The following is a 21,991-nucleotide window of genomic DNA, read 5'->3' on the forward strand; positions in this document are numbered from 1 at the left end:
ACGCCTCCTTCGCCGGCGACCCTCAAAAGGGAACGGGGGATCGTCGCGTCCGACCGAATTCGGGTCCGCTCAGGCGCCGGTCACCCGTTCGGCGGCGTCGAGGTAGCGCCGACAGGTCGCGGCCGCCCACTCGCGGACCGACGGGTCGTCCGTCCACAGGAGGGCGGCCACCCCGTCTCCGTCCGTCAGCCCGACGACCGCGCGGTCGTCGACGAGGGCTACCGTCACCGGCGACTCCCCCTCGTGACGGTACGCGTCGACGCCGCGGTCGACGAGCGCACGCCGGACGATCGACCCCGCCGCCCCGGAGAGGCGGTCGGCCGCGGACCCGGTGAACGCGACGCGGACCGCCCGCGGCGCGCTCGCCCGGAACTCCTGGTCGCTCTCCCCGTCCGTCTCGTCGCCTCCGGCCGCCGGCGACGCGTTCAGCCGTCGGGCGAGGTCGGCGTCGAACCGCGGGACGACGGCGACGACGCTGTCGGCCTCGCCGACGAGTTCGGCCAGTCGTCCGGCCGGAGTCGCGGCGGCGTCCCCGGCCGCGTCGACGGCCTCCGACCCGCTCCCGCGCTCGACGACCTCGATTCGACCGGCGAGGTCCGCGGGGTCGGCGTCGACCGCGCGCGACACGAACGACCGGAGGACCGCCGCGGGCGACCCGGAGTCGTCGTCGCTCACGCGTCCCGCCCGTCCGCGTCGGTCGAGTCGTGTCCCTCACTCGGCCACCGGTCCGGCGCCTCCGGGCGCGTCGGGTACGACTGCCGGCCGCCCGTCGCCTTCCGTGCGAGCAGTCGAGCCGTCGCGCGGCGGCGGTCGCCCGGGCGCTCCGTGGTCGTCTCGTCGTAGTAACGCACGCTCAGCCCGAGCCCGGCGCGGAGCAGCTCGTTCGCCGCGAAGCGGTAGCGGTCGCCGCTCGGTCCCGACGGGGACGGCTCCGCCGACCGGAGGTGGCCCTCAACGAAGAGGTACCCGCCGGGCGCGAGCGACTCGACGAGGTCCGCGAACCGATCGAGCGTGTGGAAGTAGCTCATCGCGATCACGTCGTACGTCTCGGTCGGGAACTCGTACGTCGACACGTCGGCCCGAATCGTCTCGATCCGGCCGCCGATCCCGCGCTCCGCGGCGCGCTCGCGGACGATACCGAGTCCCTCCGCCGAGGCGTCGAGCGCGTCGACGTCGCGGCCGCGGTCCGCGAGGAACACCGCGTTGCGCCCGGTCCCGGCGGCCACGTCGAGCGCGCGGCCCTCGGGAAAAGACGGCTCGTACGCGCGGAGCACGGGGGACGGCTCGGGGGCGCGCGGGTACTCGCCCGACGCGAAGCGCTCGTCCCAGTCGGTGTCGGTCACGGTCGCCCTTCGGCGCGCCGGGGCGTAAACCTCAGGGGCGCCTCGCTCGGAACGGGGGTATGGAGGACGCGACGGATCCCGCCGAACGCCTGAACGCGATCCTCGGCGACCGCGACGAGACGCTGGCGACCGCGGAGTCGCTCACGGGCGGGCTGGTCGGGTCGCGGGTGACCGACGTGCCGGGCGCGAGCGACTACTTCGACCGCGGATTCGTGACCTACTCGTACGACGCCAAGCGCGAACTACTCGGGGTCTCCCGCGAGTCGCTCGACGCGAGCGGCGCCGTGAGCGACCCGGTCGTCAGCGAGATGGCGGCCGGCGCGCGCGACCGAGCGAACGCGGACTGGGCGGTCGCGACGACCGGTATCGCGGGGCCGACGGGCGGGACCGACGAGAAGCCGGTCGGACTCGTCTACGTCGGCGTCGCGTACGCCGCCCCGTGGGGCACCGAGGCGTCGTTCGTTCGCACCGAGCGGGCGGTCCTCGACGGCGACCGCGACGCGGTGAAGCGATCCGCGGCCGAGCGCGCGCTCGACGCGCTCGTCCGGGCGATCGAAGATGTCGACGGCTGAGACGCGACCCTCGACCGACACGCGTCCGCGAGGCGTCCGACACCGACATCAGCAGGCAGTCACGCGGCGGGGAGTCACGCGGGGCGCCGCGCTCGTCGTCACTCGATGTAGGCGTTACCGACGACCGCGACGAGCAGCGCGGCGATCACGATCCAGGTGAGCGGTTCGACGGCGAGGAGGCGGAGCGGCCGTGTGACCGACCCGTCGAAGCCGAAGAGCGCGCCGGCGGCGAACGCGATCGCCGCCACGAGTGCGCCGACGATTCCGGCCACGCCGAGCAGCGCGCGGTCCGACGGGTCCATACCCGACGTGCGCGTCGCGGGTACTTAAGAAATTTCCGCGGAAGGAGTCGTGGAGCGGGGCGACCACGCCGTTCGAAGCCAGGGCAGGGATTTGAACCCCGGAAGTCTCGATTACAAGTCGAGTGCATGACCCACCCATGCTCCCCTGGCGCGTGCGGCCGTACTCGGTCCTCCTATGAGTGCGTGTCGCTTTCCGCGAACCCGGCCGGCGTCAGTCGCTTTCGACCGCGGATTCGGCGTCCTCGTCGCGGCCGTCGCCGCCCTCGGCGTCGTCGCTCTCGTCGCCCGAGTCGTCGGCGTCACCGCCCTCGTCTCCCAGCGACTTCGCCAGTTCGACGCGGTGGGGGTCGTAGCCGCGGTCCGCGTAGAACGCTCGGGCGCGGTCGTTGTCGGCGAGCGCCTCCAGCGCCACTCGCTCGGCGCCCATCTCGTCGAGCGCGCGCTCGGCCGCGTCGAGCAGCGCCGCGCCGACCCCCTCGCCGCGTCGCTCCGGCACCACGAAGAGGTTGCTGACGGTGCCGCGGACGGCGTCGCGCTCGTAGTCCCCGCGTTCGAGCGAGAAGCCGACGAAGCCGACGACGGCGGACCCGTCCGGTTTCGAGTCCCGAGCGACGAGCAGGTCGCCCGTGACGACCGACCCCGCGACCCACTCGCGGACCGTCGCGCGGTTCGCCTCGGCGCGGAGCGTGGCGCCGTACTCGCGCTGGCTCGCCGCGAGCGCCACCCACATGTCGGTGACGGCGTCGACGTCGTCGGCGGTCGCCGGTTCGATTCGGGCGTCCGTCTCGGCCATGCGTTCGGCTTCGGCTCGCGGCGTGTTGAGGCTGCCGCCCGAGGAATCGACCGCGCCGTCGGCGCGTCGAGCGTCGGGTCAGCGACTCAGATCTCGCGACAGTTCGGACAGACGGCCTGTCCGTTCGCGGTGACGAGGTCGGGGACGAGCGCGCCGCAGTTCTCGCAGACGCCCTGCGTGGAGGCCCCGATCGACGCTCCCGCGACCGCCTCGGAGCCGTCGGTGTCGGGGGCCCCGCCGCGCGACGCGGTCCCGTCGCGGCCCGCTACCGCCTCCGGCTCTATCGACGCTCCGGCGCCACGCTCCGCGTCGGAGTCCGCGACGGTCGCCGAGGGCACCGTTCCGTCCGGCCGGGGCTCGCCGGTCGCGGTCTCCTCGCCGAAGCCGTCGGTCCCGGTCCCCGTTCGCGGAGCGCCGGCGGCGAGCACGTCGCCGTCCGTGACGACGCCGACCGCCTCTCCCTCGTCGACGGCGACCACTCGGTCGGCGCCCTCCGCGACGAGGCGCTCCTCGACCGACGCCAGCGAGTCGTCCGGCGACACCGCCGGCAGCGGCGGGCCCATCGCGTCGGCAACGGTGCGGTCGGCGGGGTCCGCGGCCCCGTCCGCTCCGCCGCCGACGGCGGTCGCGTCCAGCAGCGCGTCGAGCGCGTCGCGGGCCTCCAGCCGTCCGACCGGTTCGCCGCCGCGCACGACGACCAGGCAGTTCGTCTCCTCGTCGACCAGCAGCGCGGCCGCTTCCGGGAGCGAGTCCGACTCGCTGACGCCGAGGAACTCGCGGTGCATCACGTCACGGACCGTGGTGTCTGTTCGCATATGACTCGGATCCGCTCCGACCGGCTAAAAGGTGCCCCCGGTAGCGTTTTATTCGCGCCGGCCGTACGCATGCGATCGGTTCGCACGCTCGGGCGAGAGACGCCCTGTGCTCGGCGGTGGCGAGAACCACGCGCGAGGACAAAAAGGGAGCGTTCAAACCCTCCGACGTTCGAACGTCGGTATGGTCATTCCCTCGTTCGTGATCGGGATCGCGGGGGGGACGGGCGCCGGGAAGACGACGGTCTCTCGACTCGTCACCCGCGACCTCGGCGACAGCGTCACCCGGATCCCGCTCGACAACTACTACGAGGACCTCTCGCACCTCGCGTTCGAGGAGCGCCAGGAGGTCAACTACGACCACCCCTCGGCGTTCGAGTGGGACCTGCTCAGGGAACACCTCGAGGCCCTCTTGGAGGGACAGTCCGTCGAGATGCCGCAGTACGACTTCGAGATCCACAACCGAAAGGACGAGCGCGTCACCGTCGAGCCGACCGACGTGATCGTGTTGGAGGGAATCCTGGCGCTGTACGACGAGGAGATAAACGACATGATGGACCTCCGGCTGTTCGTCGAGACGGACGCCGACGTGCGGATCCTGCGGCGGATTCGGCGCGACGTCATCGAGCGCGGGCGCGACCTGGAGGGCGTCATCGACCAGTACCTCTCGACGGTGAAGCCGATGCACGAGCAGTTCATCGAGCCGTCGAAGAAGCACGCCGACGTGATCATCCCGGAGGGCGCCAACAGCGTCGCCGTGAACCTCCTCGAAGAGAAGCTCCGCGCCGAGGTCGAGGGCGACGCGGTCCGCAGCTGGGAGCGCGGCAGCCTCGAACAGGAGCTCGGCGAGAAGCGCTCGCTCGACGTCGACGGCGACGACTGACCCGGCCGGCCTCGCCCGCGCACGGCTCGCCGCCGGACCCGGGGAGAGACTCCGTGGATACCGGTATCGCGACCCCGTGATCCCCAAACGCTGATAGGAACCGACGCGAATGAGCGGCTATGAGCGAGGGGAGCGGCCGATCCGTCGACCCCAACGAGGCGTTCAGTCTGGTCGCCAGCGAGACGCGCTTCGCCGTCCTGCGAGCGCTGTGGGACCTGACGACCGGGACCGGCGAGCGGTCGGCCTCGTTCGCCGACCTCCGCGAGGCGTCCGGGGTCCGCGATTCGGGGCAGTTCAACTACCACCTCGACCAGCTCACCCCGCAGTTCGTCCGCAAGGCCGACGGCGAGTACCAGCTGACGGCCGCGGGTCGGCGGGTCGTGGGCGCGGCGTTCTCGGGGGCGTTGACCGACATGGAGACCGCGGTCGATCCGCGCCCGGTCCGAGACTGCCCCGAGTGCGGCGGACCCATCTCCCTGCGGTACGAGGGCGGGCAGATGCACGTCGAGTGTCGCGACTGCGGACACCACGAGGCCGACATGCACGCGCCGCCGGCGCTGGTCGCGGCGGCCGACTCCGACGAGCTCGAAACCCTGCTGGGAAAGCACCTTCTGACCAAGATTCAGCGGCTGAACCGCGGTTTCTGTCTGTACTGTAGCGGTCCGTTGGAGGCGGAGTTCCACCGCGACGACGACGGGCAGTTACACGAGGACTGGAGCGTCACGTTCTCCTGTGAACTGTGCGGACACGTCGCGTACTCGCTCGTCACCGGCGTCGTGCTCGACCATCCGGCCGTCGTGTCGCTGCTCCACGAAGCGGGGATCGACCTCCGCGAGACGCCGCTCTGGGAGCTCGACCCCCTGATCGAGGCCACGGAACGGGTCGTCGGGGAGGACCCACTCCGGGTCGAGACGACCGTCGAAACGGCCGACGCCGCGCTGACGCTCCGCCTGGACGAGTCCCTGTCCGTCGTCGAGTACGAACGTCGCGAGCGCGACCACGCCGTCGAGTGAGATCACAGGGACCGGTCAGTGCCGCCGGCTCGCCACCCGCTCCTCGGCGGTCTCGGCGCTGACGAGCTCGTAGAGGGTCGCCCGCCCGCCGTCCTCCTTAGGGCGAAGCACGCGGCCGAGCCGCTGGGTGAACTCGCGCTCGCTGCCCGACCCGGAGAGCAGGACCGCGACGTTGGCGTCGGGAACGTCGACGCCCTCGTCGAGGACGTTTGCGGCGACCACGCGGCCGTAGGTGCCGTCGCGGAAGCGTTCGAGGATCTCGCGGCGTTCCTTCGCGCCCGTCTCGGCGGTGATCGCGGGCAGCAGGAAGCGCTCGGAGAGCCGGTAGACGAGGTCGGTGTGGGCCGTGAACACGATCACGCGGTCGTCGCGGTGACGGTCGAGGATCTCCGCGAGCCGGTCGACCTTGCGGTCGGCGTTCATCATGATTTCGCGGGCGTCCTGCTTCGCGAGGAGGGCCTCCCGGGCCGCCGGGTCGTTGCCGGACCGCTTGACCAGTTCCTGGTAGTCGCTCCCGCTCGAAAACGTGATCCCCGCGTCGCGCACGTACTCGACGAACGTGCCCTGCCTGTCTTCGTAGCGCTCGCGCTCCGCGTCGGTCAGGTCCACCTCGATCCGCCGGATGTCGTAGGGCGCGAGGTGGTCGCCCGCGAGGTCGTCGACGCCGAGCGCGTAGACGCGGTCGCCCACCAGCTCCGCGACCGCCTCGTGGGCGCCGTCCGGACGCTCGAAGGTGGCGGTGAGGCCGAGCCGCGCGGGCGCCGCGAGCAGTCGGGCGGCGTCGCGGTAGCCCTCGCCGCCGAGGTGGTGGGCCTCGTCGAAGACGACGAACCCGAAGGCGTCGCCCACGCCGTCGGCCTTCAGGTACGCGGAGTCGTACGTCGACACCGTGATCGCCTCCCGGCGCTGCTCGCCGCCGCCGAACCGGCCGATCGGGAGGTCGAACTCGCGCTCCAGTTCGCGCTGCCACTGGTCGAGCAGGTCCACCGTGGGGACGACGACGAGCGTCGGGACGCCCACCTCGACCATCGCGCGGATCGCGATGACGGTCTTGCCGGCGCCGGTCGGGAGCTCGATCACCCCCCGCTCGCCGGCGTCGCGCCACGCGTCGAGCGCCTCGCGCTGGTACTCGCGGAGCTCGTAGTCGGTGAGGAGCGCGTCCGGCAGCCCGGCCGCCTCGGCGGCGCGGTCGCTCGCGTCGAGCACCCGGTCCTCGACGCCGATCCCGGCCACCCGGAGCGCGCGACGGAGTTCGGCGTAGCGGTACGCGGGCGCGCGGCTCGTCCCGGAACGCGGGTCCGTCTCGACGCCCGGGAGCGGCGGGAGCGCGTCGGGCGCGAGGTCGGCGTCCGCGTCGACCCGGATCGTCGCGTCCTCGTAGGTCAACCGGACGTCCATCGCCCGGAGTTGCCGACCGACTTACAAAGTCCCACCGCCTCGGTCCGCCATGCGCGCGGCCGAACTCGACCCGGACCTCGCCGCGGCGATCGACGAGATCGAGTCGCTGGGACCGCCCGCGTGGAGCGACCTCTCCGTCGCGGCCGCCCGACGCTTAGAGGACGAGCTGTTCTCCGGTCCGCCCGAGCCGCCCGTGGCTGACGTCCGCGACCTCGCGTTCGACGGGCCCCACGGCGAGGTACCGGTCCGGACCTATCGTCCCGAGGGCATCGTTGAAGACTCGGCGGAGCCTCGCGTCCTCGTCCACTTCCACGGCGGCGGGTGGACGCTCGGCACGCTCGACTCGGTCGACGGGATCTGCCGCGAACTCGCGGTCCGCGCCGACGCGGTCGTGGTCTCAGTCGACTACCGACTCGCCCCCGAACACCCGTTCCCGGTCGCGGTCGACGAGGCGGCCGCGGCGGTCGCGTGGGTCGCGGAAACCGCGGGCGCGCTCGGCGTCGACGCCGACCGGATCGGCGTGTCGGGGACCAGCGCCGGCGGCGCGCTCGCGGTCGCGACCGCGCTCCGTGCCCGGGAGTTCGATTCCCTACCGACCCCCGCCGGCCAGTTGCTCCTCTATCCGATCGCCGGCCGCGACTTCGAGACGGACTCCTACCGGGAGAACGCCGACGGCCCCCTGCTCACTCGGGGGGACATGCGGTGGTTCTACGACCGGTACCTCCGCAGTCCGGTCGACGCCGCGAACCCCTACGCGGTGCCGCTCCGGGCGACCGACCTGGGTGACCTGCCGCCCGCGACGGTCGTCACCGCCGGGTTCGACCCCCTGCGCGACGACGGCGTCGCGCTCGCGGAGCGGTTCGAGGACGAGGGAACCTCGGTCGAACACCGCCACTACCCGGCGATGGCGCACGGGTTCTGTAGCCTCGCGGACCGGGTCGACGCCGCGGAGGCGGCGCTGGAGGCGGTCGCGAGGGACGCGCGGAGCTATCTGTGACTGTCGCGGGGACTCAGGCGTCGACGGTCGTCTTCACGATGCTCACCGGGGCGGGGGACTGCCGGGAGACGCGCTCGGTGACGGAGCCGAGCATCCGGCGGTAGTCGCCGGAACGCGTCTTCGACCCCATCACCGTGAGGTCGACGTCCGCCTCGTCGACGTACCGGAGGATCTCCTCGTGCGGGACGCCGTACCGCAGGGCGGTGACCGCCTCCACGCCGGCCTCACGGGCGCGTGTCGCCACCGCGTCGAGCGCCTCGCGTCCGGTCTCTTCGAGCGTCTCCTCGGCGCCCTCGGCGCCGTCGACGAACTCGTCGCCGGAGTAGGCGTTCACCACGTCGCTGTCGACGACGTAGAGCACGTGGAGCGTCGCGTCGTAGCGCTCGGCGGCGTCGATCGCGTGGTCGGTCGCGCGGTCGACGCCGACGCTTCCGTCGGTGGGCAGGAGGACATCGTCGTACATACGCGGCGCTTCGTCGGGCGAGCGAATAAATCGGTCGCCGGTTCCCGACCGGCGCGGTCGCCGTTTCCCGAACGGTTAACACGCTGTGTGCCCCCCGAATTCCCATGACAGAGGCCGCGGACCGGATCTTCGTGAACGGGGAGGTACACACGCTCGCGGACCCGGACGACGGCGACGCAGACGACGGCGACGCGGTTCACGAGGCCGTCGCGGTGCGCGACGGCGCAATCGTCCGGACCGGCCGGACGCACGACGTGGAGCTGCTCGCGGGCGTCGACACCGACGTGGTCGACCTCGACGGGCGCGTCCTCCTCCCCGGGTTCGTCGACGCGCACACGCACCTGACCACCGTCGGTCGCTACCTCGTCCACGCGGACCTCTCGGCCGCCGACTCGCCCGAGGCGGCCGTCGACCTGCTCGCGGAGCGCGCGTCGGAAGTGGAACGCGTGGCGAAAGCGACGGGAGAGGAGGGAGACGAGGGGGACGGGACGGACGACTGGGTGCTCGGCTACGGCTACGACGAGTCGACGTGGGCCGACGCTCGCTACCTCACCCGCGCGGACCTCGACCGCGTCTCGACCGAGCGACCGGTCGCTGCGTTCCGCGAGGACATGCACGTCGCCGCGGTCAACGGCGTCGCGCTCGACCGGTTCGCGGACGACCTCGCGGCCGCCCCGGACGGGACGGTGCCGACCGACGACGACGACGAGCCGACCGGAGTCCTCCTCGAAGCCGCAATCGACCCGATCTACCGGGCGGTCGAACCGGATCCGTCCGAGACGCGCGACATCGTCGAGGCCGCGCTCGAAGGCTGCGCCGCCCGCGGGGTCACCGCCTTCCACGACATGGTCCGAGACTCGCACGCCCCCCGCGTCTACCGCGATCTCGACGCGGCAGGGGAGCTCACCGCCCGCGTCCGGATCAACTACTGGAGCGACCACCTCGACGCGGTCCGGGAGGTCGGCCTCGCGACGAACGCCGGAAGCGAGATGGTCGAGACCGGCGCGATCAAGTCGTACACCGACGGGAGTATCGGCGGCCGGACCGCGCGCCTCTCGGAGCCGTACGCCGACGCGCCCGACGAGACCGGCCAGTGGGTCGTCGACCCCGAGGAGCTGAACGAGACGGTGGCGGACGCGACCGACGCCGGCTTCCAGTTCACCGCCCACGCCATCGGCGACGAGGCGGTCGACGCCGTGGTGGACGCCTACGCGGACGCCTCCCGAACCGACGCGGGCGACGCTCGCCACCGGGTCGAACACGTCGAACTGGCCGACGACGACGCGATCGGGAGACTCGCGGAGACGGGCGTCGTCGCGAGCGTCCAGCCGAACTTCCTGAAGTGGGCGCGGGAGGGCGGTCTCTACGAGGAGCGACTGGGGCCCGAGCGCACCGCGGAGACGAACCGCTACCGCGACATGCTCGACGCCGGCGTCCGACTCGCGTTCGGCTCCGACGGGATGCCGATGGACCCGCTGTTCGGCGTCCACCACGCCGTCAACGCCCCCGCGGCGGCGCAGCGGCTCACCGTCACCGAGGCGCTGCGCGCGTACACGAGCGGCGCCGCCTACGCCGGCTTCGACGAGGACCGGCTCGGCACGATCGAACCGGGAAAGCGGGCCGACCTCGTCGCGCTCGACGCGTCGCCGTGGGAGCACGACGACGCGATCGACGAGGTCGACGTCGCGCTGACGGTCGTCGACGGCGAGGTCGTGTTCGACGGGCGGTGAGTCGGCGGGTTCGGGTGGCCCGACGAGGGTCGACGGCGAAACGCGCAATCGCTGCCAGAAAACAGTAGTTATTAATCGTGTAGTTCCAAGTAGTGCGCATGACAGAGATAGCCATCGAGTACGCCGCGGGGGACCGCCTCCGGTCCGAGGCGGAGACCGCCCGACGGCTCATCGACGCGTATCTCGGCGACCGCCCCGACGTCGACCGCGTCACGTTGTCTCCCTCCGGCGACTCCGTCTTCTGCGTCAGCGTCGAAGGGGACCGCATCTGGTGTACCGACCCCCGCGAGTGGATCGACGCGATGGAGGCGGTGACCGCCGCGCGGCGGCGGCTCTCCGAGGTGTCGTAGCGCTCCGTTCCGCCGCGCGGGGGCTCTCACCCGGAGCCGTCGTCGCGGGCGCTCGCGTGCGAGTACGCGAACTCCCGCAGCAGTTTGCCCGCCACCGCCGCCGCCTGTCCGTCGTCGCGATCGTTCACTTCGACGACGTCGAACCCGTCGGCGCGCGGCGCGACCGCCCGGACCAAGTCGCGGACCTCCCGCGGCTCCAACCCGAACGGCTCCATCGTCCCGGTTCCCGGAGCGTAAGCGGGGTCGAGCGCGTCGACGTCGACCGAGCAGTAGACGGAGTCGTCGGCGTCGAACGGCGGGTCGTCGGCGTCGAACGGCGGCCCGCCGTCGAGCGCGTCGAGCCACCCGCGGGCGTCCTCCGGCGCGACGACCTCCACGTCGGCGTCGGCCGCGCGGTCCCACTCCGCCTCGGAGCCGGTCCGGGCGCCGACGATCACCGCGCGGTCGACGCCGAGGTCGTCGAGACACCGACGCGTGACGCAGGCGTGGTTCCACGGACTTCCGTCGTAGCTCTCGCGCAGGTCGAGGTGGGCGTCGCAGACGACGAGGACCTCGGGGTCGACGGCGTCGACGCCCGCGTAGGTGACCGTGTGTTCGCCGCCGACGAGGAGGGGGACCGCGTCGTCGTAGGCGACGCTCCGCAGTTCGGCGGCGAGGTGGTCGAGGTACGCCGGCACGTCGTCCCACGGGCGCACGTCGCCCGCGTCGTGGACGCCCAGCGCGGAGAAGCGACTGTCGGTGCGGCGGTCGTAGTCGTCGCAGCTCTCGGCGAATCGCCGGACTCGGTCCGGTCCGAACCGGGTACCCGGCTGAAAAGTGGTCGTGGCGTCGAGCGGAGCGCCGACGACCACGTAGGAAGCAGCTTCGCGGTCGGTCGTCGCCCCGGGGAACATGCCGGCTACCCGATGATCTTCCGTTGGCCCTCGTAGTCGAGGTACTCGATGTTGTCGTCCGAGGTGAACTCCTCGCCCTCGGGGATGCGCATCGTGAACGTGTCGTAGGTGTCTAAGTCCATCACCTGGACCTCGTCGCCGCTCACGTTGACGACCTGTCCCTGCTTGCGCTCGATGATCGGGACCCACACCTTCGCGTCGACCGGCTGCGAGAGCGAGCGCTTCTTGTCGTCGAAGACGCCCTTCCCCTCGACGCGGGCCTTGGCGCTGCCGTGTTTTCCGGGTTTGGCGGTGCTGTAATGGTTGATCTTACAGGGCGCGCTGTCCATCATCACGTAGCTGCCCTCTTGGAGTTCGCGAACCTGCTTCTGCTCTCGCGGCATAGGCGCTACTTCCCGCGGCGCGTGTATAAACGGTTTGGAACGCCGTCGGGACGCGGCTCGAAGCGGCGTTCACGCCCGGTCACGGGGCGGAAGAGCGGGGCGGAGGGGTGAAGTCGACCGTCGGGTGTGACGGTGACGGCCGCGGCGACGTAACGGCCGAGAGAGCCGCGGCGGCCGGACCGGGCCCGAGGAACCGGTCTACGGGTCGAGCTCGTCGACGTACTCCTCCGGCTCGTCGTCGTCGTCGACGTTCCCGTCCGGCGGGACGAGCCCTCCCGTGTACAGGTAGCTGACGAGGAACATGACGATGAAGCCGACGCCGACCGCGGCCGTCGTCCGGACGACGAACGGGAAGTCGACGAAGTAGAGGGCGCGGTCCGCGACCGCGATGGCGACGAACGCCACCAACAGCACCTTCTGCTCGTCGGTCGGGTCGCGGACGAAGCCGACCACGTCGTCTTTGAGGTCACCGAGCAGACCCATCAGGCGTCACCCCCGCTTTCGGGGGTCGCGCGGTCGGCGGCGGCGTCGACGCCGTCGGCCGCCTCGATCACGCGGCTCACCCGGTCGAGACCCTCCTCCAGTTCGTCGGTCGGGAGGCCGAACCCGATCCGGAACCGATTCGGGAACCCGAACAGGCCGCCGGGCGCGAGGACGACGCTCGCCTCCTCGACGACCGTCCGACAGAACGCCTCGGCGTCCGCGAAGCCCTCAGGGACGGTTACGAACGCGTTGACGCCGACGGGGTCGAGCCAGTCGAGGTCGTGGTCGTCGACCCACTCCGCGACCGTTTCGCGGTGGTCAGTCGCCAGCTCGCGGTTCTCCGACAGGATGCGGTCCTCGCGTCGGCCGAGCGCCTGCTTCGCGACGTGTTGGCCGAAGAGGCTTGGCGAGATGGTGGTGTAGTCCTTCCAGCGCCACGCGCGCTCGACGACCGGCTCCGGGCCGGCGATCCAGCCGAAGCGAAGTCCGGCGAGGCCGTACGCCTTCGTGAGACTCGTGGTGGAGATGCCGTGCGCGCCGTAGCTCGCCACCGGCGGCTGCGGGTCCTCGGCGAGCAGGCGGTACACCTCGTCGCAGAGCAGGTAGGCGTCGCGGTCGACGGCGACGTCGTAGACCGCCCGCATCGCGGCCTCGTCGTGGTACCGCCCGGTAGGGTTGTTCGGGTTGTTGACGACGATCACGGCGGTGTCGTCGCGGGCGGCGTCAGCGACGGCCTCGGGGTCCAGTTCCCACTCCGGCGGCTCCAGTTCGACGCGGCTCACGCCGCCGAACGCGTCCGGGACGGCGTGGAGCGCCTGATAGGTGGGGGTGACGACGACCGCGTGGGTGCCGGAGCCGACGCCGGAAGGCGGGGCGTCGGCCCCGTTTCCGTTCCCCGCCCCCCCGTCGACCGGGCCCTCGTCGCCGAGCAGCGAGAGGAACGTCAGGAAGTTCGCCTCCTGCGTGCCGCAGGTGAAGAGCACCTCGTCGGCGGCGCGGTCGTAGCGATCGCCGACGGACGCCCGGAACTCGGGGTCGCCGTTCGTCGGGATGACGTAGCCGAGCTTCCCCGGGTCGAGGTCGAACCGGTCCGCGTCGAGCGACCGGATGCCGCTTTCGGCCAGCATGATGTCGGCCTCGTGTTCGTGCTCCGCGAACCAGCGTTCGAGGCCGAACGGGTCGATGCGCATACCGGCTCTCGGGCGGGCGCGAGGTTAGGTGCTGTGGTTGCCGGCGACTCACTGCCGCCGGCGCCGTCGCTCACCGGCGCACGGACCGACGTCCGCGCTCGCACCCCAACGACTATCCTCGGGGATCGAGACGTCGGAGCATGGGTATCAACCGCCAACGGCTGCTGGGCGTGCTGCTCGTCCTCACGGCCACCCTCGCCGCGGTCGTGCTGGCGGAGGTGCTGCGGACGGTCGTGTTCGCGGTCACCGTCGCGTACGTCCTCTATCCGGTTCGCAAGCAGCTCGTGGGTCACGGCCTCTCGCGGCGGATCGCGTGCGCCGCCACCACCGCGGTCGCCTTCCTCGGCGCAACCCTGCTCGTGGCGCCGCTGTTGTACGCGCTGTACCGCCGTCGGTCGCAGCTGATCGCGATCCTCCGACAGATCCCCGACGCCGTCCCGATCAGCGTCGGCGGCTTCCAGACGACCGTCGAGGTCGCCCCGTACGTCGCGGCCGCCGAGACGTTCATCCGGGACGTCGCGCTCGGGGTCGCCGGCGCTGCGCCGGTGCTCGTCTTACAGCTCATCGTGTTCACCTTCCTAGTGTACGGGATCCTGTATCGGCCGGGCGCGGTCGGGACCGCGCTCTTCGGCGTCGTCCCGGCGACGTACCACGACATCCCGACCCGGCTCCACGAGCGCACGCGGCGGACGCTGTACTCGATCTACGTGCTTCAGGCCGCGACCGCGGCGGGGACGTTCGTCCTCGCGCTCGGGGTGTTCTGGACGCTGGGGTACGGGTCGCCGGTCCTGTTGGCCGTCATCGCGGGGATCCTCCAGTTCATCCCCGTCCTCGGCCCGAGCGTCCTCGTCGTCGCGCTCGGGGCCGGAGACGCGCTCGTCGGCGAGACCGGACGCGCGGTCGCCGTGCTGGTGATCGGGATCGTCGTCATCGGCTTCGTCCCGGACGCGGTGATCCGGACCCAGCTCGCCGACTGGACCGGGAAGATCTCTCCGGGGCTGTACTTCGTCGGGTTCGTCGGCGGGATCCTCACGCTCGGCGCGATCGGCGTCATCGTCGGCCCGCTCGTCGTGTCGCTGCTGCTCGAAGTGATCGAGATGCTCTCCGAGACCGACGCCCCGACGGAGTCGGCCGACGGGACCGCGGACGCGGCCGAGTAGCCCGACCGGCACGGCTTTGCCTCGGCCGACCGTCCGTTCGGTATCTGATGCCCCCGACGGATCCCCCCGTTGCGGTCGGCAACGCGCCGACCCTCACGCCCCGACGGCTCGACGGCCTCACCGAGCGCGTGACGCGCTCGCGGCCCGCGGACGACGACGCGAGCGACCGCGGCGACCGCATCGACGTGTTCGCTCCGGCGACCGCCGAGCGGATCGGGAGCGTCCCGGCCTGCGACGCGGGCGACGTCGAGGCCGCGGTCGAGCGCGCCCGGGACGCGCAGGCGGAGTGGGCGGAAACGCCCGCGGCGGAGCGCGCCCGAATCGTCGAGCGGTTCGGCGACCTCGTCGCGGAGCGCCGCGAGGAGCTGCTCGACATCCTCCAGGTCGAGACCGGGAAGTCCCGGCGCACCGCGGTCGAGGAGGTGTTCGACGTGCCGACCGGCTGCGCGTACGTCGCTGGCGAGGCGCCAGACGCGCTCGCTGCGGAGCGGCGGCGGGGCGTCGCGCCCGGAATCGCGACGGCGACGGTCACCCGCGAGCCGGTCGGGGTCGTCGGCGTGATCTCGCCGTGGAACTACCCCCTCACCCTGTCGATGGCCGACGCGGTCCCGGCGCTGGCCGCGGGCAACGCGGTCGTGCTCAAACCCGACGAGAAGACGCCGTACGGCGCCCTCCTGTGCTCCGAACTACTGGAGGTCGCCGGCCTCCCCGACGGCCTCTTCCAGGTCGTCACCGGCGAGGGCCCTCAGGTCGGCCCCCCGCTGATCGACGCGGTCGACTACGTCGCGTTCACCGGCAGCACGTCGGTCGGGCGGACGATCGCCGAGCGCGCGGGGCGGAACCTGATCGGCTGCTCGCTGGAGCTCGGCGGCAACAACCCGCTCGTCGTCCTCGGGGACGCCGACGTCGACGAGGCCGCCCGCGGCGCGGTCCAGGCCTGTTTCTCGAACGCGGGCCAGCTCTGCCTCTCGGCGGAGCGGATCTACGTCGTCGAGTCCGCGTACGACGCCTTCCTCGACGCGTTCGTCCGCGAGACCGAGACGCTGACGCTCGGGACCGGCTACGACTACGACGCCGACCTCGGCTCCCTCGTCGACGCCGACCAGCTGGCGCGCGTCGAGTCGCACGTCGCTGACGCCCGCGAGCGCGGCGCGACCGTCGAGACCGGCGGGCGAGCTCGCCCCGACGTCGCGCCGTACTGCTACGACCCCACGATCCTGACCGGCGTCGACCCGGACGCGACGGTCGCCTGTGAGGAGACGTTCGGCCCCGTCGTCGCGGTGACGCCGGTGCCGGACGCGGACGCGGCGGTCGCGGCCGCGAACGACTCGCCGTACGGCCTGAACGCGAGCGTCTGGACCGGGGACCGCGAGCGCGGCGCGGCGCTCGCCCGCGAGATCGACTGCGGCACGGTGAACGTCAACGATGCGTTCCTCGCGACGTGGGGCGCCGTCGACGCGCCGATGGGGGGGTTCGGCGACTCGGGGCTCGGGCGTCGGCACGGCCGGGAGGGGATTCAGCGCTACACGGAGACGCGGACCGTCGGCGTCTCGCGGGTCGGCCCGCTGACCTTCCCCGACCGGATCCCGGCCGACTGGTTCGTCCGCGGCGCGTTCGCGGCGATGCGTGCCGCTCGCGGGACGCGTCGAGCGACGAGGAGAATTCGTCGTCGGCTGTCGCGTCGCTGAACGGAACGGGTCGCGCTGCTCGCGCGGGAGGGCGCGCCGAAATGTCCCCTACTCCCCGTCGTCGCGCCTACTCCCCGTCGTCGCGCAGGTCCCCGAACACGCTGGCCGCGGTGTCGGGCACGTCGAAGTCGTGGTAGTGCTCGCCCTTCTCGTTCGAGAGGATGTTGAGCGCGGCGGCGGCGCCGTCGCCCGCGGAGATGACCGCCTGCCACTCCTCGGCGCGGGCCATCGCGCCGGTCGCGTAGACGCCCTCGACGCTGGTCTCCATCGAGACGCCGACGCTGACGGTGTCGTCGTCGTCGAACTCGCAGCCCAGCTCCTCCGCGAGGTCGCGGTTCGCGCCCGTGGCGAGGACGACGTAGTCGGCGTCGTACTCGCCCTCCTCGGTCGAGACCGTGAAGCCGTCGCCGGCCGACTCGACGCCGGTGACCTCCTCGCCCTGGTGGCGGTCGACGCCGAAGTCGTCGACCTGCTGGCGCGCGGTCGCCATGAACTCGCTGCCGCCGATAGAGCCCACGCCGAGGTAGTTGAACAGGTGCGCCTTGTGCATCCACGTCCCGTCCGTGTCGAAGAGGACGGTGTCGAGTCCGTTCTTGCTCGCGAACAGTCCCGCGCTCAGTCCGGCGGGTCCACCGCCGACGATTGCGACGTTTGTCATGGGCCCACTTACGCGGCCCGGGTCATAAGGGTTGACGGAAGCGGGGATCGACAGGGACGGGACCGTCGACGGCGCTGACGGACCGGGCGATCCTCACTCCGCGAAGTCGGTGAGCGACCCGGTTCCGTCGACTTCGGGATCGTCGTCTTCAGCCCCATCGTCTCCGGGATCGTCAGGTTCGGAATCGTCACCAGTCGACTCCGGACTCTCCCACGGATCCTCGGAGTCGACCGGCTCGACGGCCCGGTCGAGCTCGGCGGCGTCGTACTCGACGTCCTCGTCGAGCAGCATCGCGAGCCGCTGCCAGCGCGCGCTCTGCTCGTCTTCGCCCTCCGGGCCGACGCGGGCGCCGTGGGTCTTGAAAAACCGGGTGCCGCGACCCCGCTTCGACCCCTCGCCGGTGTGGCCGTCGAAGACCGCGTCGAACCTCCCGTCGGGTTCGAGGTCGCCGACCGGGAAGTCGTGGGCGGGTTCCTCGCCGCGTTCGCGGGCCTCGGAGCGGATCTCGGCCACCGCGGAGAAGTAGGCGTCCGCGTTCGACGCCTCGCGGGTCGAGCGAGCGCGAGCGGCCGCGAGCGCGGCGTGGATCGCACAGAGGCGGCCCTTCCACGCGTCCGGCTCCCAGCGCTCGGTCGCGAGCTCCTCGTAGCGCTCGATCAGGAGCGCGACCTCGTCGCCCGCGCGGAGGTCCTCGACGACGTAGAGGTTCAAGCGGTCCCAGAGGTTCCAGGCGTACCCCGAGCGGGCAAGCTCCCACGCCGCCCACGCCGCGACCTCCTCGTCGGAGCGCCTGACCGCCTTCTGGAGGAGGCTGGAGACGACGTACCGACTGTACCCGCCGTCGGTCTCGTTCGGCCCCTTCTCCTCGCCGTAGTCGTTCTCGCCCGTCGCGTCCGGCGTCGTCTCGGTCTCGAGGCTTCCGTCGGACCCGAACGTCGCCTGTCTGTCGTCGCCGTCGGCCATGCCCCCGCTCCCGCCGCGAGCGACTTAATTGCCGCGCGGCGAGCGCGGACACGAGGGCTTCGCCGCGGCGCCCGGGTCGGTCGATCGGCGCCGCGGTACGGCGGATCACACTGGTTCTGAAAGGGAACGCTTAAGTCCGATCCAGCGGCTACGTTTCGGTAACCGCCCTTAGCTCAGCTTGGTAGAGCAGTCGACTGTAGATCGACTTGTCCCCCGTTCAATTCGGGGAGGGCGGATACCAACTTCTCGCCGATTCCGGGTGGAACCCGGAACCGGCGATTTCAGCCCGTAGAAGACGTGAGCCGTTAGGCCACGTTTTCAGAAGATGCCCGAAAAAATCGGAGTTCAACAAGGTTCGTAACGCCCCCCGACGCAGTCGTGCGAATTTCGAAGTGGACGGGGGTGAAGCATGAGTACCCGTCGCGACAGCGACGAGTCGGTCGACATCGCGATCGACGTTGAGGGCGGCACCCTCGAAATCGAGCGCGAGCGGATCGAGAACGTCCGCGTCGAGCAGCTCTTTCAGCCGGTCGAGTCGGACCAGTGCGACGCGCGGCTCCAGCTCTGGAGCGACGGCGCCGGATGGAACGGCTACGAGCGCCGCGACGACGAGTTCTACCACGTCAACGTTCTGACCGAGACGACGGTCAGCGACGATCAGGTCGTCGTCGAGTCGACCTACATCCACGAGGAGCAGGTTCCGCCGGAGGACGTGGCGGAGTCCGTCCGCGACCACGTTCTCGACAGACACGCGGGTGCCGTCGGGATGTTCGTTCGGGGGTGTTCGCCGCCGTGAGCCGGTCTCGCTCCGGAGGCCGGTTCGAGGAGCTCGGCCGCGTCGACACCGAGGTCGGCGAGTCGATCAACTTCGACCGCCTCGCCGGGTCGGACGATACCTCGTGGAACAAGGCGGTGCCCTACGAGTCCGACATCGAGACCGTCTCGCGGCTCGGGTTCAAGGTGCGTTCCCCGGACGGCGAGGAGTGGCACCACGTCGTTCTCGCTCGCGAGGGAGACTACCACGTCGGTCTCTGCGACTGTAAGGGGTGGGAGTACAACGACGGCCCCTGCGTCCACCTATGTGCCGTGAGAAAAGCGGCGTGGACCGGCGTCACGCCGGAGCGCGACATCAACGGGCGCACGGTCCGTATCTGCGACCTTGACGCCGCCGACGCCGCCGAACGACGCTACCCGTACCTGACGGAGAAGCAGCGCGAGGCGTACCTGGCGTGCGAACTCGGCAACACCGGCGTCCGCGAGTTCCAGCGCGAGCAGGGCTACTCGTCGCCTGGCACGGTCTCGAACCGGCTCCGGGTCGCTCGCGAGAAGGTCCACGAACACGAACAGCAGCTCCGCACCGACGGCGGTCGCGACGGTCACCGCGATCCCGTGACCGACGATCGCCGCCTGCTCGGCGAGGGGGTGAACCGATGATCGAGGCGTTTCGTGTGACAGTCGCCCGCCGTGTCACACAGTCCGAGGCCGCGTTTTCTGGGGGTAACAAGAACGATGCGGCCGTTCCGGCTCTGTGTCACACAGCGGGGGGAGGGGTGGCAAATCGGTCTCTCCCCCGCGGCACGCACGCCGCGCTCTCACGCGCAAACAGCAGGCGGCGCGCGCGGCGGTGCGCATTATGCGACCGCCCGAGCGGCCGCAGGCGGAGCGGGGTGGCCCGATGAGCGCCGACTCCGCCGGCCAGCGCGTGGCGGCCCGAGTGAGCGACGACGACCTCCTCGACGCGCTTGACGACGCGGCCGAGGACCACGGCTCGAAGTCGGAGGCCATCCGGGCCGCGCTCCGCGAGGTCTACGGCGACCGCGACGGCGTCGCCGACGACGTTGTCGACGCGGTGCTGCCGGACGACCCGATGGTGAAGCGCGGCTACCGCATCCTCGTCGAGGAGGCCGCGCCGTTCACGTCCCGGATCGACGTCGAGGCCGCGGAGAGTCGGATCGCGGACCGCACGAATCTCCCGAGCGACGTGGTCCGCCGCCGCGTCATCAACCCGCTCGCCCGGCACCGCGTCGGCGGCGACCCGATCGTCAAGCCGGTCTGGGGCGTGCTGGTGGTCCGTCCGCCCGAGGACCTCGCGGAGTTCGTCCCGGCGGCCGATACACCGAGCGACTCCCCGAGCGAGGAGCTGGAGGAGCTCGCCGTGGCGGGCGAGGAGGTCGCGACGAGAAGAGGTGATCGCGATGCCTAACGACGAGACGGTCGTCGGCGCGGCGCCGAACGTCGACCTCCGCGGGAAGCGCGACATCGAGGACGCTACCGATCGCCGTCGACACCGGATATACGAGGCGACGTGCCTGTCATGCGACCACAGCGAGCGGGTCCACGTCGAACCGGGCGAGACGCGGTTCGTCGACCACGACGAGCAGAACGCGGCGCACGTCGTCGAGTACGTTGAGGTGGGCCGATGAAGCACCGCGCAGTCTGCTCGGAATGCGACTGGACCGGCGAGCCGAAGCTGATGAACGGGGCCGCTCGCGACGCCGATGAACACCGCGACGAGACCGGCCACGCCGCGAAGATCGAGCGCGCAGCAGCGACCGACGGTGGCCGCGTTCAAGAGAGGGACGGGGTCGATCAACCCACCGCCGTCGATCTGTTCTGTGGCGCCGGTGGAGCGAGCTGCGGAATCCACGCCGCCGGCTTCGACGTCGTCGCTGGCGTCGACAAGAATGCGGTCGCGCTGGATACCCACGCTGAGAACCTCCCCGGCTACACAGTCCGCCACGATCTCACCGATGTCGACCCGTCGATTCTCCCTGAACGTGCTCGCAGCCCCGCGTACCTTCACGGCTCGCCGCCGTGTAAGGGGTTCTCGACGGCCAACGACGGCCGCGACATCGACGACGAGCGCAACAGTCTCGTCTTTCGGTTCACCGACTGGCTCGCCGCGCTCCGGCCCCGTGTGGCGACGATGGAGAACGTGACCGGGATGACGAACATCACGACCCACTTCATGGACCGCGTGGAGGCGGCCTTCCGCGAGGCGGGCTACGCCGTCAGGTGGCGGACGCTCAACGCGGCCGACTACGGCGTCCCTCAGACTCGACGGCGGGTGATCACAATCGGCGTCCGTGAGGATCTCCCAGCACCGAGCCGCTGGTTCCCGGCGCCGACACACGCTGAGACGCCGACGACCACGCTCGACGGCGGAGAGCTCGCCGAGTGGGTCACCGTCGAAGAGGCGATCAGCGACCTCGGGCGGCCGGTCGGCGACCACCGGCCGCAGGGAGAGAACAACGGCACTTCTGCGGCGCGCTGGCGGGGTCGAGACGAACCGAGTCACACGCTCAAGACCGGCGGAACGCATGTGACGCGCCCGGATGGAGGGTTCCAGATCACCGACCAGGTCAACGAACCCCACCAAAAAGCGGGCCGCCGGCCGATGGTTGAGTCTGACGAGCCCGCGAACGCGATCCGCGCCGGAACGGCGCCGCTGAAAGTCCCCAATCACGAGGCGATGAATTCCAACCGGCAGCGTCTCGCACAAATCGAGCCCGGAACCGCCCCATCGGCCGCGATGAGCCGGGTTGCGGCGGATGAACCCTCGAATACCCTCGTCGCCGGAAAGGCGGCACCGCCAGCTCACTACCGGACGATCCCGAACCACAATCCTCGCGAGGCAACCGAATACGAGGCGCACGACTACGAGAGCGACGCTCCAGCGACGACGATCACCGGCGCCCGGCTCACCGAACGCGGGCACCACGAGTCGCAGTTTGAGGGGGCCCGCCGGCTCACAGTCCGCGAGTGCGCCCGGCTACAGTCGTTCCCCGACTGGTTCGTGTTTACTGGGACGAAGACGAGCCAGTACGCACAGGTCGGAAACGCGGTGCCGCCGCGGCTCCAGTACCATGTAGCCGGACACCTCCGAGACGAGGTGTTGAGGTATTGACTGAGGCCGC

26 protein-coding genes and 2 tRNA genes are annotated in these 21,991 nt (G+C 71.2%); 14 read left to right on the top strand and 14 right to left on the bottom strand.

The window, feature by feature from the left end:
* Positions 1 to 69: 69 nt before the first annotated feature.
* On the bottom strand, positions 70 to 675 hold the full coding sequence (locus BM286_RS14405; RefSeq protein WP_092924030.1) for a transcriptional regulator FilR1 domain-containing protein: 606 nt from the start codon (positions 673 to 675) through the stop codon (positions 70 to 72).
* On the bottom strand, positions 672 to 1,343 hold the full coding sequence (locus tag BM286_RS14410; RefSeq protein ID WP_092924033.1) for a class I SAM-dependent methyltransferase: 672 nt from the start codon (positions 1,341 to 1,343) through the stop codon (positions 672 to 674). Before BM286_RS14410 ends, BM286_RS14405 begins: the two co-directional genes overlap by 4 nt.
* Positions 1,344 to 1,402: 59 nt before the next feature.
* On the opposite strand from BM286_RS14410, the gene BM286_RS14415 reads away from it, so the two are divergent.
* On the top strand, positions 1,403 to 1,915 hold the full coding sequence (locus tag BM286_RS14415; protein WP_092924037.1) for a CinA family protein: 513 nt from the start codon (positions 1,403 to 1,405) through the stop codon (positions 1,913 to 1,915).
* 98 nt (positions 1,916 to 2,013) lie between these two features.
* On the opposite strand, the gene BM286_RS14420 is transcribed toward BM286_RS14415, so the two are convergent.
* The 4 genes from BM286_RS14420 to BM286_RS14435 all read right to left on the bottom strand — a co-directional run bounded on the left by BM286_RS14420 (position 2,014) and on the right by BM286_RS14435 (position 3,825).
* Complete coding sequence (locus BM286_RS14420) at positions 2,014 to 2,217, bottom strand: hypothetical protein (RefSeq protein WP_092924040.1); 204 nt, start codon at positions 2,215 to 2,217, stop codon at positions 2,014 to 2,016.
* Positions 2,218 to 2,293: 76 nt separating this feature from the next.
* Positions 2,294 to 2,367, bottom strand: a tRNA-Thr gene (locus BM286_RS14425).
* Positions 2,368 to 2,428: 61 nt separating this feature from the next.
* A complete protein-coding gene (locus tag BM286_RS14430) occupies positions 2,429 to 3,010 on the bottom strand; it encodes a GNAT family N-acetyltransferase (RefSeq protein WP_092924043.1) in 582 nt (193 codons plus the stop codon).
* A gap of 86 nt (positions 3,011 to 3,096) precedes the next feature.
* Positions 3,097 to 3,825 (bottom strand): CBS domain-containing protein, encoded by a 729-nt coding sequence (locus BM286_RS14435; RefSeq protein WP_092924046.1) that lies wholly within the window; start codon positions 3,823 to 3,825, stop codon positions 3,097 to 3,099.
* Positions 3,826 to 4,006: 181 nt separating this feature from the next.
* Between BM286_RS14435 and udk the strand changes: the two genes are divergently transcribed.
* Together udk and BM286_RS14445 are read left to right on the top strand one after the other, a co-directional pair.
* On the top strand, positions 4,007 to 4,705 hold the full coding sequence (udk, locus tag BM286_RS14440; RefSeq protein WP_092924049.1) for a uridine kinase: 699 nt from the start codon (positions 4,007 to 4,009) through the stop codon (positions 4,703 to 4,705).
* Between the two features lie 119 nt (positions 4,706 to 4,824).
* Complete coding sequence (locus tag BM286_RS14445) at positions 4,825 to 5,718, top strand: DUF7351 domain-containing protein (RefSeq protein ID WP_092924052.1); 894 nt, start codon at positions 4,825 to 4,827, stop codon at positions 5,716 to 5,718.
* 15 nt (positions 5,719 to 5,733) lie between these two features.
* Here the strand turns inward: BM286_RS14445 and BM286_RS14450 are convergent, their stop codons facing one another.
* Positions 5,734 to 7,116, bottom strand: coding sequence for a DEAD/DEAH box helicase family protein (locus tag BM286_RS14450; protein ID WP_092924055.1), 1,383 nt, complete (start codon positions 7,114 to 7,116; stop codon positions 5,734 to 5,736).
* Positions 7,117 to 7,165: 49 nt separating this feature from the next.
* On the opposite strand from BM286_RS14450, the gene BM286_RS14455 reads away from it, so the two are divergent.
* Positions 7,166 to 8,113 (top strand): alpha/beta hydrolase, encoded by a 948-nt coding sequence (locus BM286_RS14455; RefSeq protein ID WP_092924058.1) that lies wholly within the window; start codon positions 7,166 to 7,168, stop codon positions 8,111 to 8,113.
* A gap of 13 nt (positions 8,114 to 8,126) precedes the next feature.
* Here the strand turns inward: BM286_RS14455 and BM286_RS14460 are convergent, their stop codons facing one another.
* Positions 8,127 to 8,576 (bottom strand): universal stress protein, encoded by a 450-nt coding sequence (locus BM286_RS14460; protein ID WP_092924061.1) that lies wholly within the window; start codon positions 8,574 to 8,576, stop codon positions 8,127 to 8,129.
* A 104-nt stretch (positions 8,577 to 8,680) separates the two neighbouring features.
* Between BM286_RS14460 and BM286_RS14465 the strand changes: the two genes are divergently transcribed.
* The gene (locus tag BM286_RS14465; protein ID WP_092924064.1) at positions 8,681 to 10,306 is read left to right on the top strand and encodes an amidohydrolase; all 1,626 of its coding nucleotides are present in this window, start codon (positions 8,681 to 8,683) and stop codon (positions 10,304 to 10,306) included.
* A 98-nt stretch (positions 10,307 to 10,404) separates the two neighbouring features.
* On the top strand, positions 10,405 to 10,656 hold the full coding sequence (locus tag BM286_RS14470) for a SelT/SelW/SelH family protein (protein WP_092924067.1): 252 nt from the start codon (positions 10,405 to 10,407) through the stop codon (positions 10,654 to 10,656).
* A gap of 26 nt (positions 10,657 to 10,682) precedes the next feature.
* On the opposite strand, the gene BM286_RS14475 is transcribed toward BM286_RS14470, so the two are convergent.
* The 4 genes from BM286_RS14475 to BM286_RS14490 all read right to left on the bottom strand — a co-directional run bounded on the left by BM286_RS14475 (position 10,683) and on the right by BM286_RS14490 (position 13,605).
* A complete protein-coding gene (locus BM286_RS14475) occupies positions 10,683 to 11,549 on the bottom strand; it encodes an agmatinase family protein (RefSeq protein ID WP_092924070.1) in 867 nt (288 codons plus the stop codon).
* Between the two features lie 5 nt (positions 11,550 to 11,554).
* Positions 11,555 to 11,932: a translation initiation factor IF-5A gene (locus BM286_RS14480; protein WP_092924072.1), complete on the bottom strand. Its 378-nt coding sequence runs from the start codon at positions 11,930 to 11,932 to the stop codon at positions 11,555 to 11,557.
* A 198-nt stretch (positions 11,933 to 12,130) separates the two neighbouring features.
* Positions 12,131 to 12,415: a hypothetical protein gene (locus BM286_RS14485; protein WP_092924075.1), complete on the bottom strand. Its 285-nt coding sequence runs from the start codon at positions 12,413 to 12,415 to the stop codon at positions 12,131 to 12,133.
* Complete coding sequence (locus tag BM286_RS14490; RefSeq protein ID WP_092924078.1) at positions 12,415 to 13,605, bottom strand: aminotransferase class I/II-fold pyridoxal phosphate-dependent enzyme; 1,191 nt, start codon at positions 13,603 to 13,605, stop codon at positions 12,415 to 12,417. The genes BM286_RS14485 and BM286_RS14490 overlap by 1 nt, the downstream gene beginning before the upstream one ends.
* Before the next feature lie 140 nt (positions 13,606 to 13,745).
* Between BM286_RS14490 and BM286_RS14495 the strand changes: the two genes are divergently transcribed.
* Both BM286_RS14495 and BM286_RS14500 read left to right on the top strand, forming a co-directional pair.
* Positions 13,746 to 14,765, top strand: coding sequence for an AI-2E family transporter (locus BM286_RS14495; RefSeq protein ID WP_092924081.1), 1,020 nt, complete (start codon positions 13,746 to 13,748; stop codon positions 14,763 to 14,765).
* Between the two features lie 47 nt (positions 14,766 to 14,812).
* The gene (locus BM286_RS14500; RefSeq protein WP_092924084.1) at positions 14,813 to 16,453 is read left to right on the top strand and encodes a succinic semialdehyde dehydrogenase; all 1,641 of its coding nucleotides are present in this window, start codon (positions 14,813 to 14,815) and stop codon (positions 16,451 to 16,453) included.
* A 67-nt stretch (positions 16,454 to 16,520) separates the two neighbouring features.
* Here the strand turns inward: BM286_RS14500 and BM286_RS14505 are convergent, their stop codons facing one another.
* Positions 16,521 to 17,111 carry an NAD(P)/FAD-dependent oxidoreductase gene (locus tag BM286_RS14505; protein WP_092924087.1) on the bottom strand — a complete coding sequence of 197 codons (591 nt, stop codon included), beginning with the start codon at positions 17,109 to 17,111 and terminating at the stop codon, positions 16,521 to 16,523.
* Positions 17,112 to 17,204: 93 nt separating this feature from the next.
* Positions 17,205 to 18,074: a hypothetical protein gene (locus BM286_RS14510; RefSeq protein WP_092924090.1), complete on the bottom strand. Its 870-nt coding sequence runs from the start codon at positions 18,072 to 18,074 to the stop codon at positions 17,205 to 17,207.
* Positions 18,075 to 18,236: 162 nt separating this feature from the next.
* Here BM286_RS14510 and BM286_RS14515 point away from each other — a divergent pair.
* The 6 genes from BM286_RS14515 to BM286_RS14540 all read left to right on the top strand — a co-directional run bounded on the left by BM286_RS14515 (position 18,237) and on the right by BM286_RS14540 (position 21,981).
* A tRNA-Tyr gene (locus tag BM286_RS14515) sits at positions 18,237 to 18,310 on the top strand.
* A gap of 173 nt (positions 18,311 to 18,483) precedes the next feature.
* Complete coding sequence (locus tag BM286_RS14520) at positions 18,484 to 18,870, top strand: hypothetical protein (RefSeq protein WP_092924093.1); 387 nt, start codon at positions 18,484 to 18,486, stop codon at positions 18,868 to 18,870.
* Positions 18,867 to 19,508 (top strand): SWIM zinc finger family protein, encoded by a 642-nt coding sequence (locus tag BM286_RS14525; protein ID WP_143103893.1) that lies wholly within the window; start codon positions 18,867 to 18,869, stop codon positions 19,506 to 19,508. The genes BM286_RS14520 and BM286_RS14525 overlap by 4 nt, the downstream gene beginning before the upstream one ends.
* Before the next feature lie 241 nt (positions 19,509 to 19,749).
* On the top strand, positions 19,750 to 20,277 hold the full coding sequence (locus BM286_RS14530) for a hypothetical protein (protein WP_143103894.1): 528 nt from the start codon (positions 19,750 to 19,752) through the stop codon (positions 20,275 to 20,277).
* On the top strand, positions 20,270 to 20,497 hold the full coding sequence (locus BM286_RS14535) for a hypothetical protein (RefSeq protein ID WP_092924332.1): 228 nt from the start codon (positions 20,270 to 20,272) through the stop codon (positions 20,495 to 20,497). Before BM286_RS14530 ends, BM286_RS14535 begins: the two co-directional genes overlap by 8 nt.
* A complete protein-coding gene (locus tag BM286_RS14540) occupies positions 20,494 to 21,981 on the top strand; it encodes a DNA cytosine methyltransferase (RefSeq protein ID WP_143103895.1) in 1,488 nt (495 codons plus the stop codon). The genes BM286_RS14535 and BM286_RS14540 overlap by 4 nt, the downstream gene beginning before the upstream one ends.
* The last annotated feature ends 10 nt before the right edge of the window (positions 21,982 to 21,991 follow it).

It is taken from the genome of Halorubrum sodomense (assembly GCF_900111935.1).
Classification (GTDB): Archaea; Halobacteriota; Halobacteria; order Halobacteriales; family Haloferacaceae; genus Halorubrum; species Halorubrum sodomense.

Excerpts from the sequence above, each read along its gene's own strand:
- BM286_RS14420 (WP_092924040.1), bottom strand. The coding sequence starts at position 2,217 with ATGGACCCGTCGGACCGCGCGCTGCTCGGCGTGGCCGGAATCGTCGGC.
- BM286_RS14490 (WP_092924078.1), bottom strand. The coding sequence starts at position 13,605 with ATGCGCATCGACCCGTTCGGCCTCGAACGCTGGTTCGCGGAGCACGAA.
- BM286_RS14510 (WP_092924090.1), bottom strand. The coding sequence starts at position 18,074 with ATGGCCGACGGCGACGACAGACAGGCGACGTTCGGGTCCGACGGAAGC.
- BM286_RS14460 (WP_092924061.1), bottom strand. The coding sequence starts at position 8,576 with ATGTACGACGATGTCCTCCTGCCCACCGACGGAAGCGTCGGCGTCGAC.
- BM286_RS14475 (WP_092924070.1), bottom strand. The coding sequence starts at position 11,549 with ATGTTCCCCGGGGCGACGACCGACCGCGAAGCTGCTTCCTACGTGGTC.
- BM286_RS14535 (WP_092924332.1), top strand. The coding sequence starts at position 20,270 with ATGCCTAACGACGAGACGGTCGTCGGCGCGGCGCCGAACGTCGACCTC.
- BM286_RS14470 (WP_092924067.1), top strand. The coding sequence starts at position 10,405 with ATGACAGAGATAGCCATCGAGTACGCCGCGGGGGACCGCCTCCGGTCC.
- BM286_RS14450 (WP_092924055.1), bottom strand. The coding sequence starts at position 7,116 with ATGGACGTCCGGTTGACCTACGAGGACGCGACGATCCGGGTCGACGCG.
- BM286_RS14485 (WP_092924075.1), bottom strand. The coding sequence starts at position 12,415 with ATGGGTCTGCTCGGTGACCTCAAAGACGACGTGGTCGGCTTCGTCCGC.
- BM286_RS14435 (WP_092924046.1), bottom strand. The coding sequence starts at position 3,825 with ATGCGAACAGACACCACGGTCCGTGACGTGATGCACCGCGAGTTCCTC.
- BM286_RS14530 (WP_143103894.1), top strand. The coding sequence starts at position 19,750 with ATGAGCGCCGACTCCGCCGGCCAGCGCGTGGCGGCCCGAGTGAGCGAC.
- BM286_RS14415 (WP_092924037.1), top strand. The coding sequence starts at position 1,403 with ATGGAGGACGCGACGGATCCCGCCGAACGCCTGAACGCGATCCTCGGC.
- BM286_RS14520 (WP_092924093.1), top strand. The coding sequence starts at position 18,484 with ATGAGTACCCGTCGCGACAGCGACGAGTCGGTCGACATCGCGATCGAC.
- BM286_RS14455 (WP_092924058.1), top strand. The coding sequence starts at position 7,166 with ATGCGCGCGGCCGAACTCGACCCGGACCTCGCCGCGGCGATCGACGAG.
- udk (WP_092924049.1), top strand. The coding sequence starts at position 4,007 with ATGGTCATTCCCTCGTTCGTGATCGGGATCGCGGGGGGGACGGGCGCC.
- BM286_RS14495 (WP_092924081.1), top strand. The coding sequence starts at position 13,746 with ATGGGTATCAACCGCCAACGGCTGCTGGGCGTGCTGCTCGTCCTCACG.
- BM286_RS14445 (WP_092924052.1), top strand. The coding sequence starts at position 4,825 with ATGAGCGAGGGGAGCGGCCGATCCGTCGACCCCAACGAGGCGTTCAGT.
- BM286_RS14430 (WP_092924043.1), bottom strand. The coding sequence starts at position 3,010 with ATGGCCGAGACGGACGCCCGAATCGAACCGGCGACCGCCGACGACGTC.
- BM286_RS14505 (WP_092924087.1), bottom strand. The coding sequence starts at position 17,111 with ATGACAAACGTCGCAATCGTCGGCGGTGGACCCGCCGGACTGAGCGCG.
- BM286_RS14465 (WP_092924064.1), top strand. The coding sequence starts at position 8,681 with ATGACAGAGGCCGCGGACCGGATCTTCGTGAACGGGGAGGTACACACG.
- BM286_RS14480 (WP_092924072.1), bottom strand. The coding sequence starts at position 11,932 with ATGCCGCGAGAGCAGAAGCAGGTTCGCGAACTCCAAGAGGGCAGCTAC.
- BM286_RS14540 (WP_143103895.1), top strand. The coding sequence starts at position 20,494 with ATGAAGCACCGCGCAGTCTGCTCGGAATGCGACTGGACCGGCGAGCCG.
- BM286_RS14500 (WP_092924084.1), top strand. The coding sequence starts at position 14,813 with ATGCCCCCGACGGATCCCCCCGTTGCGGTCGGCAACGCGCCGACCCTC.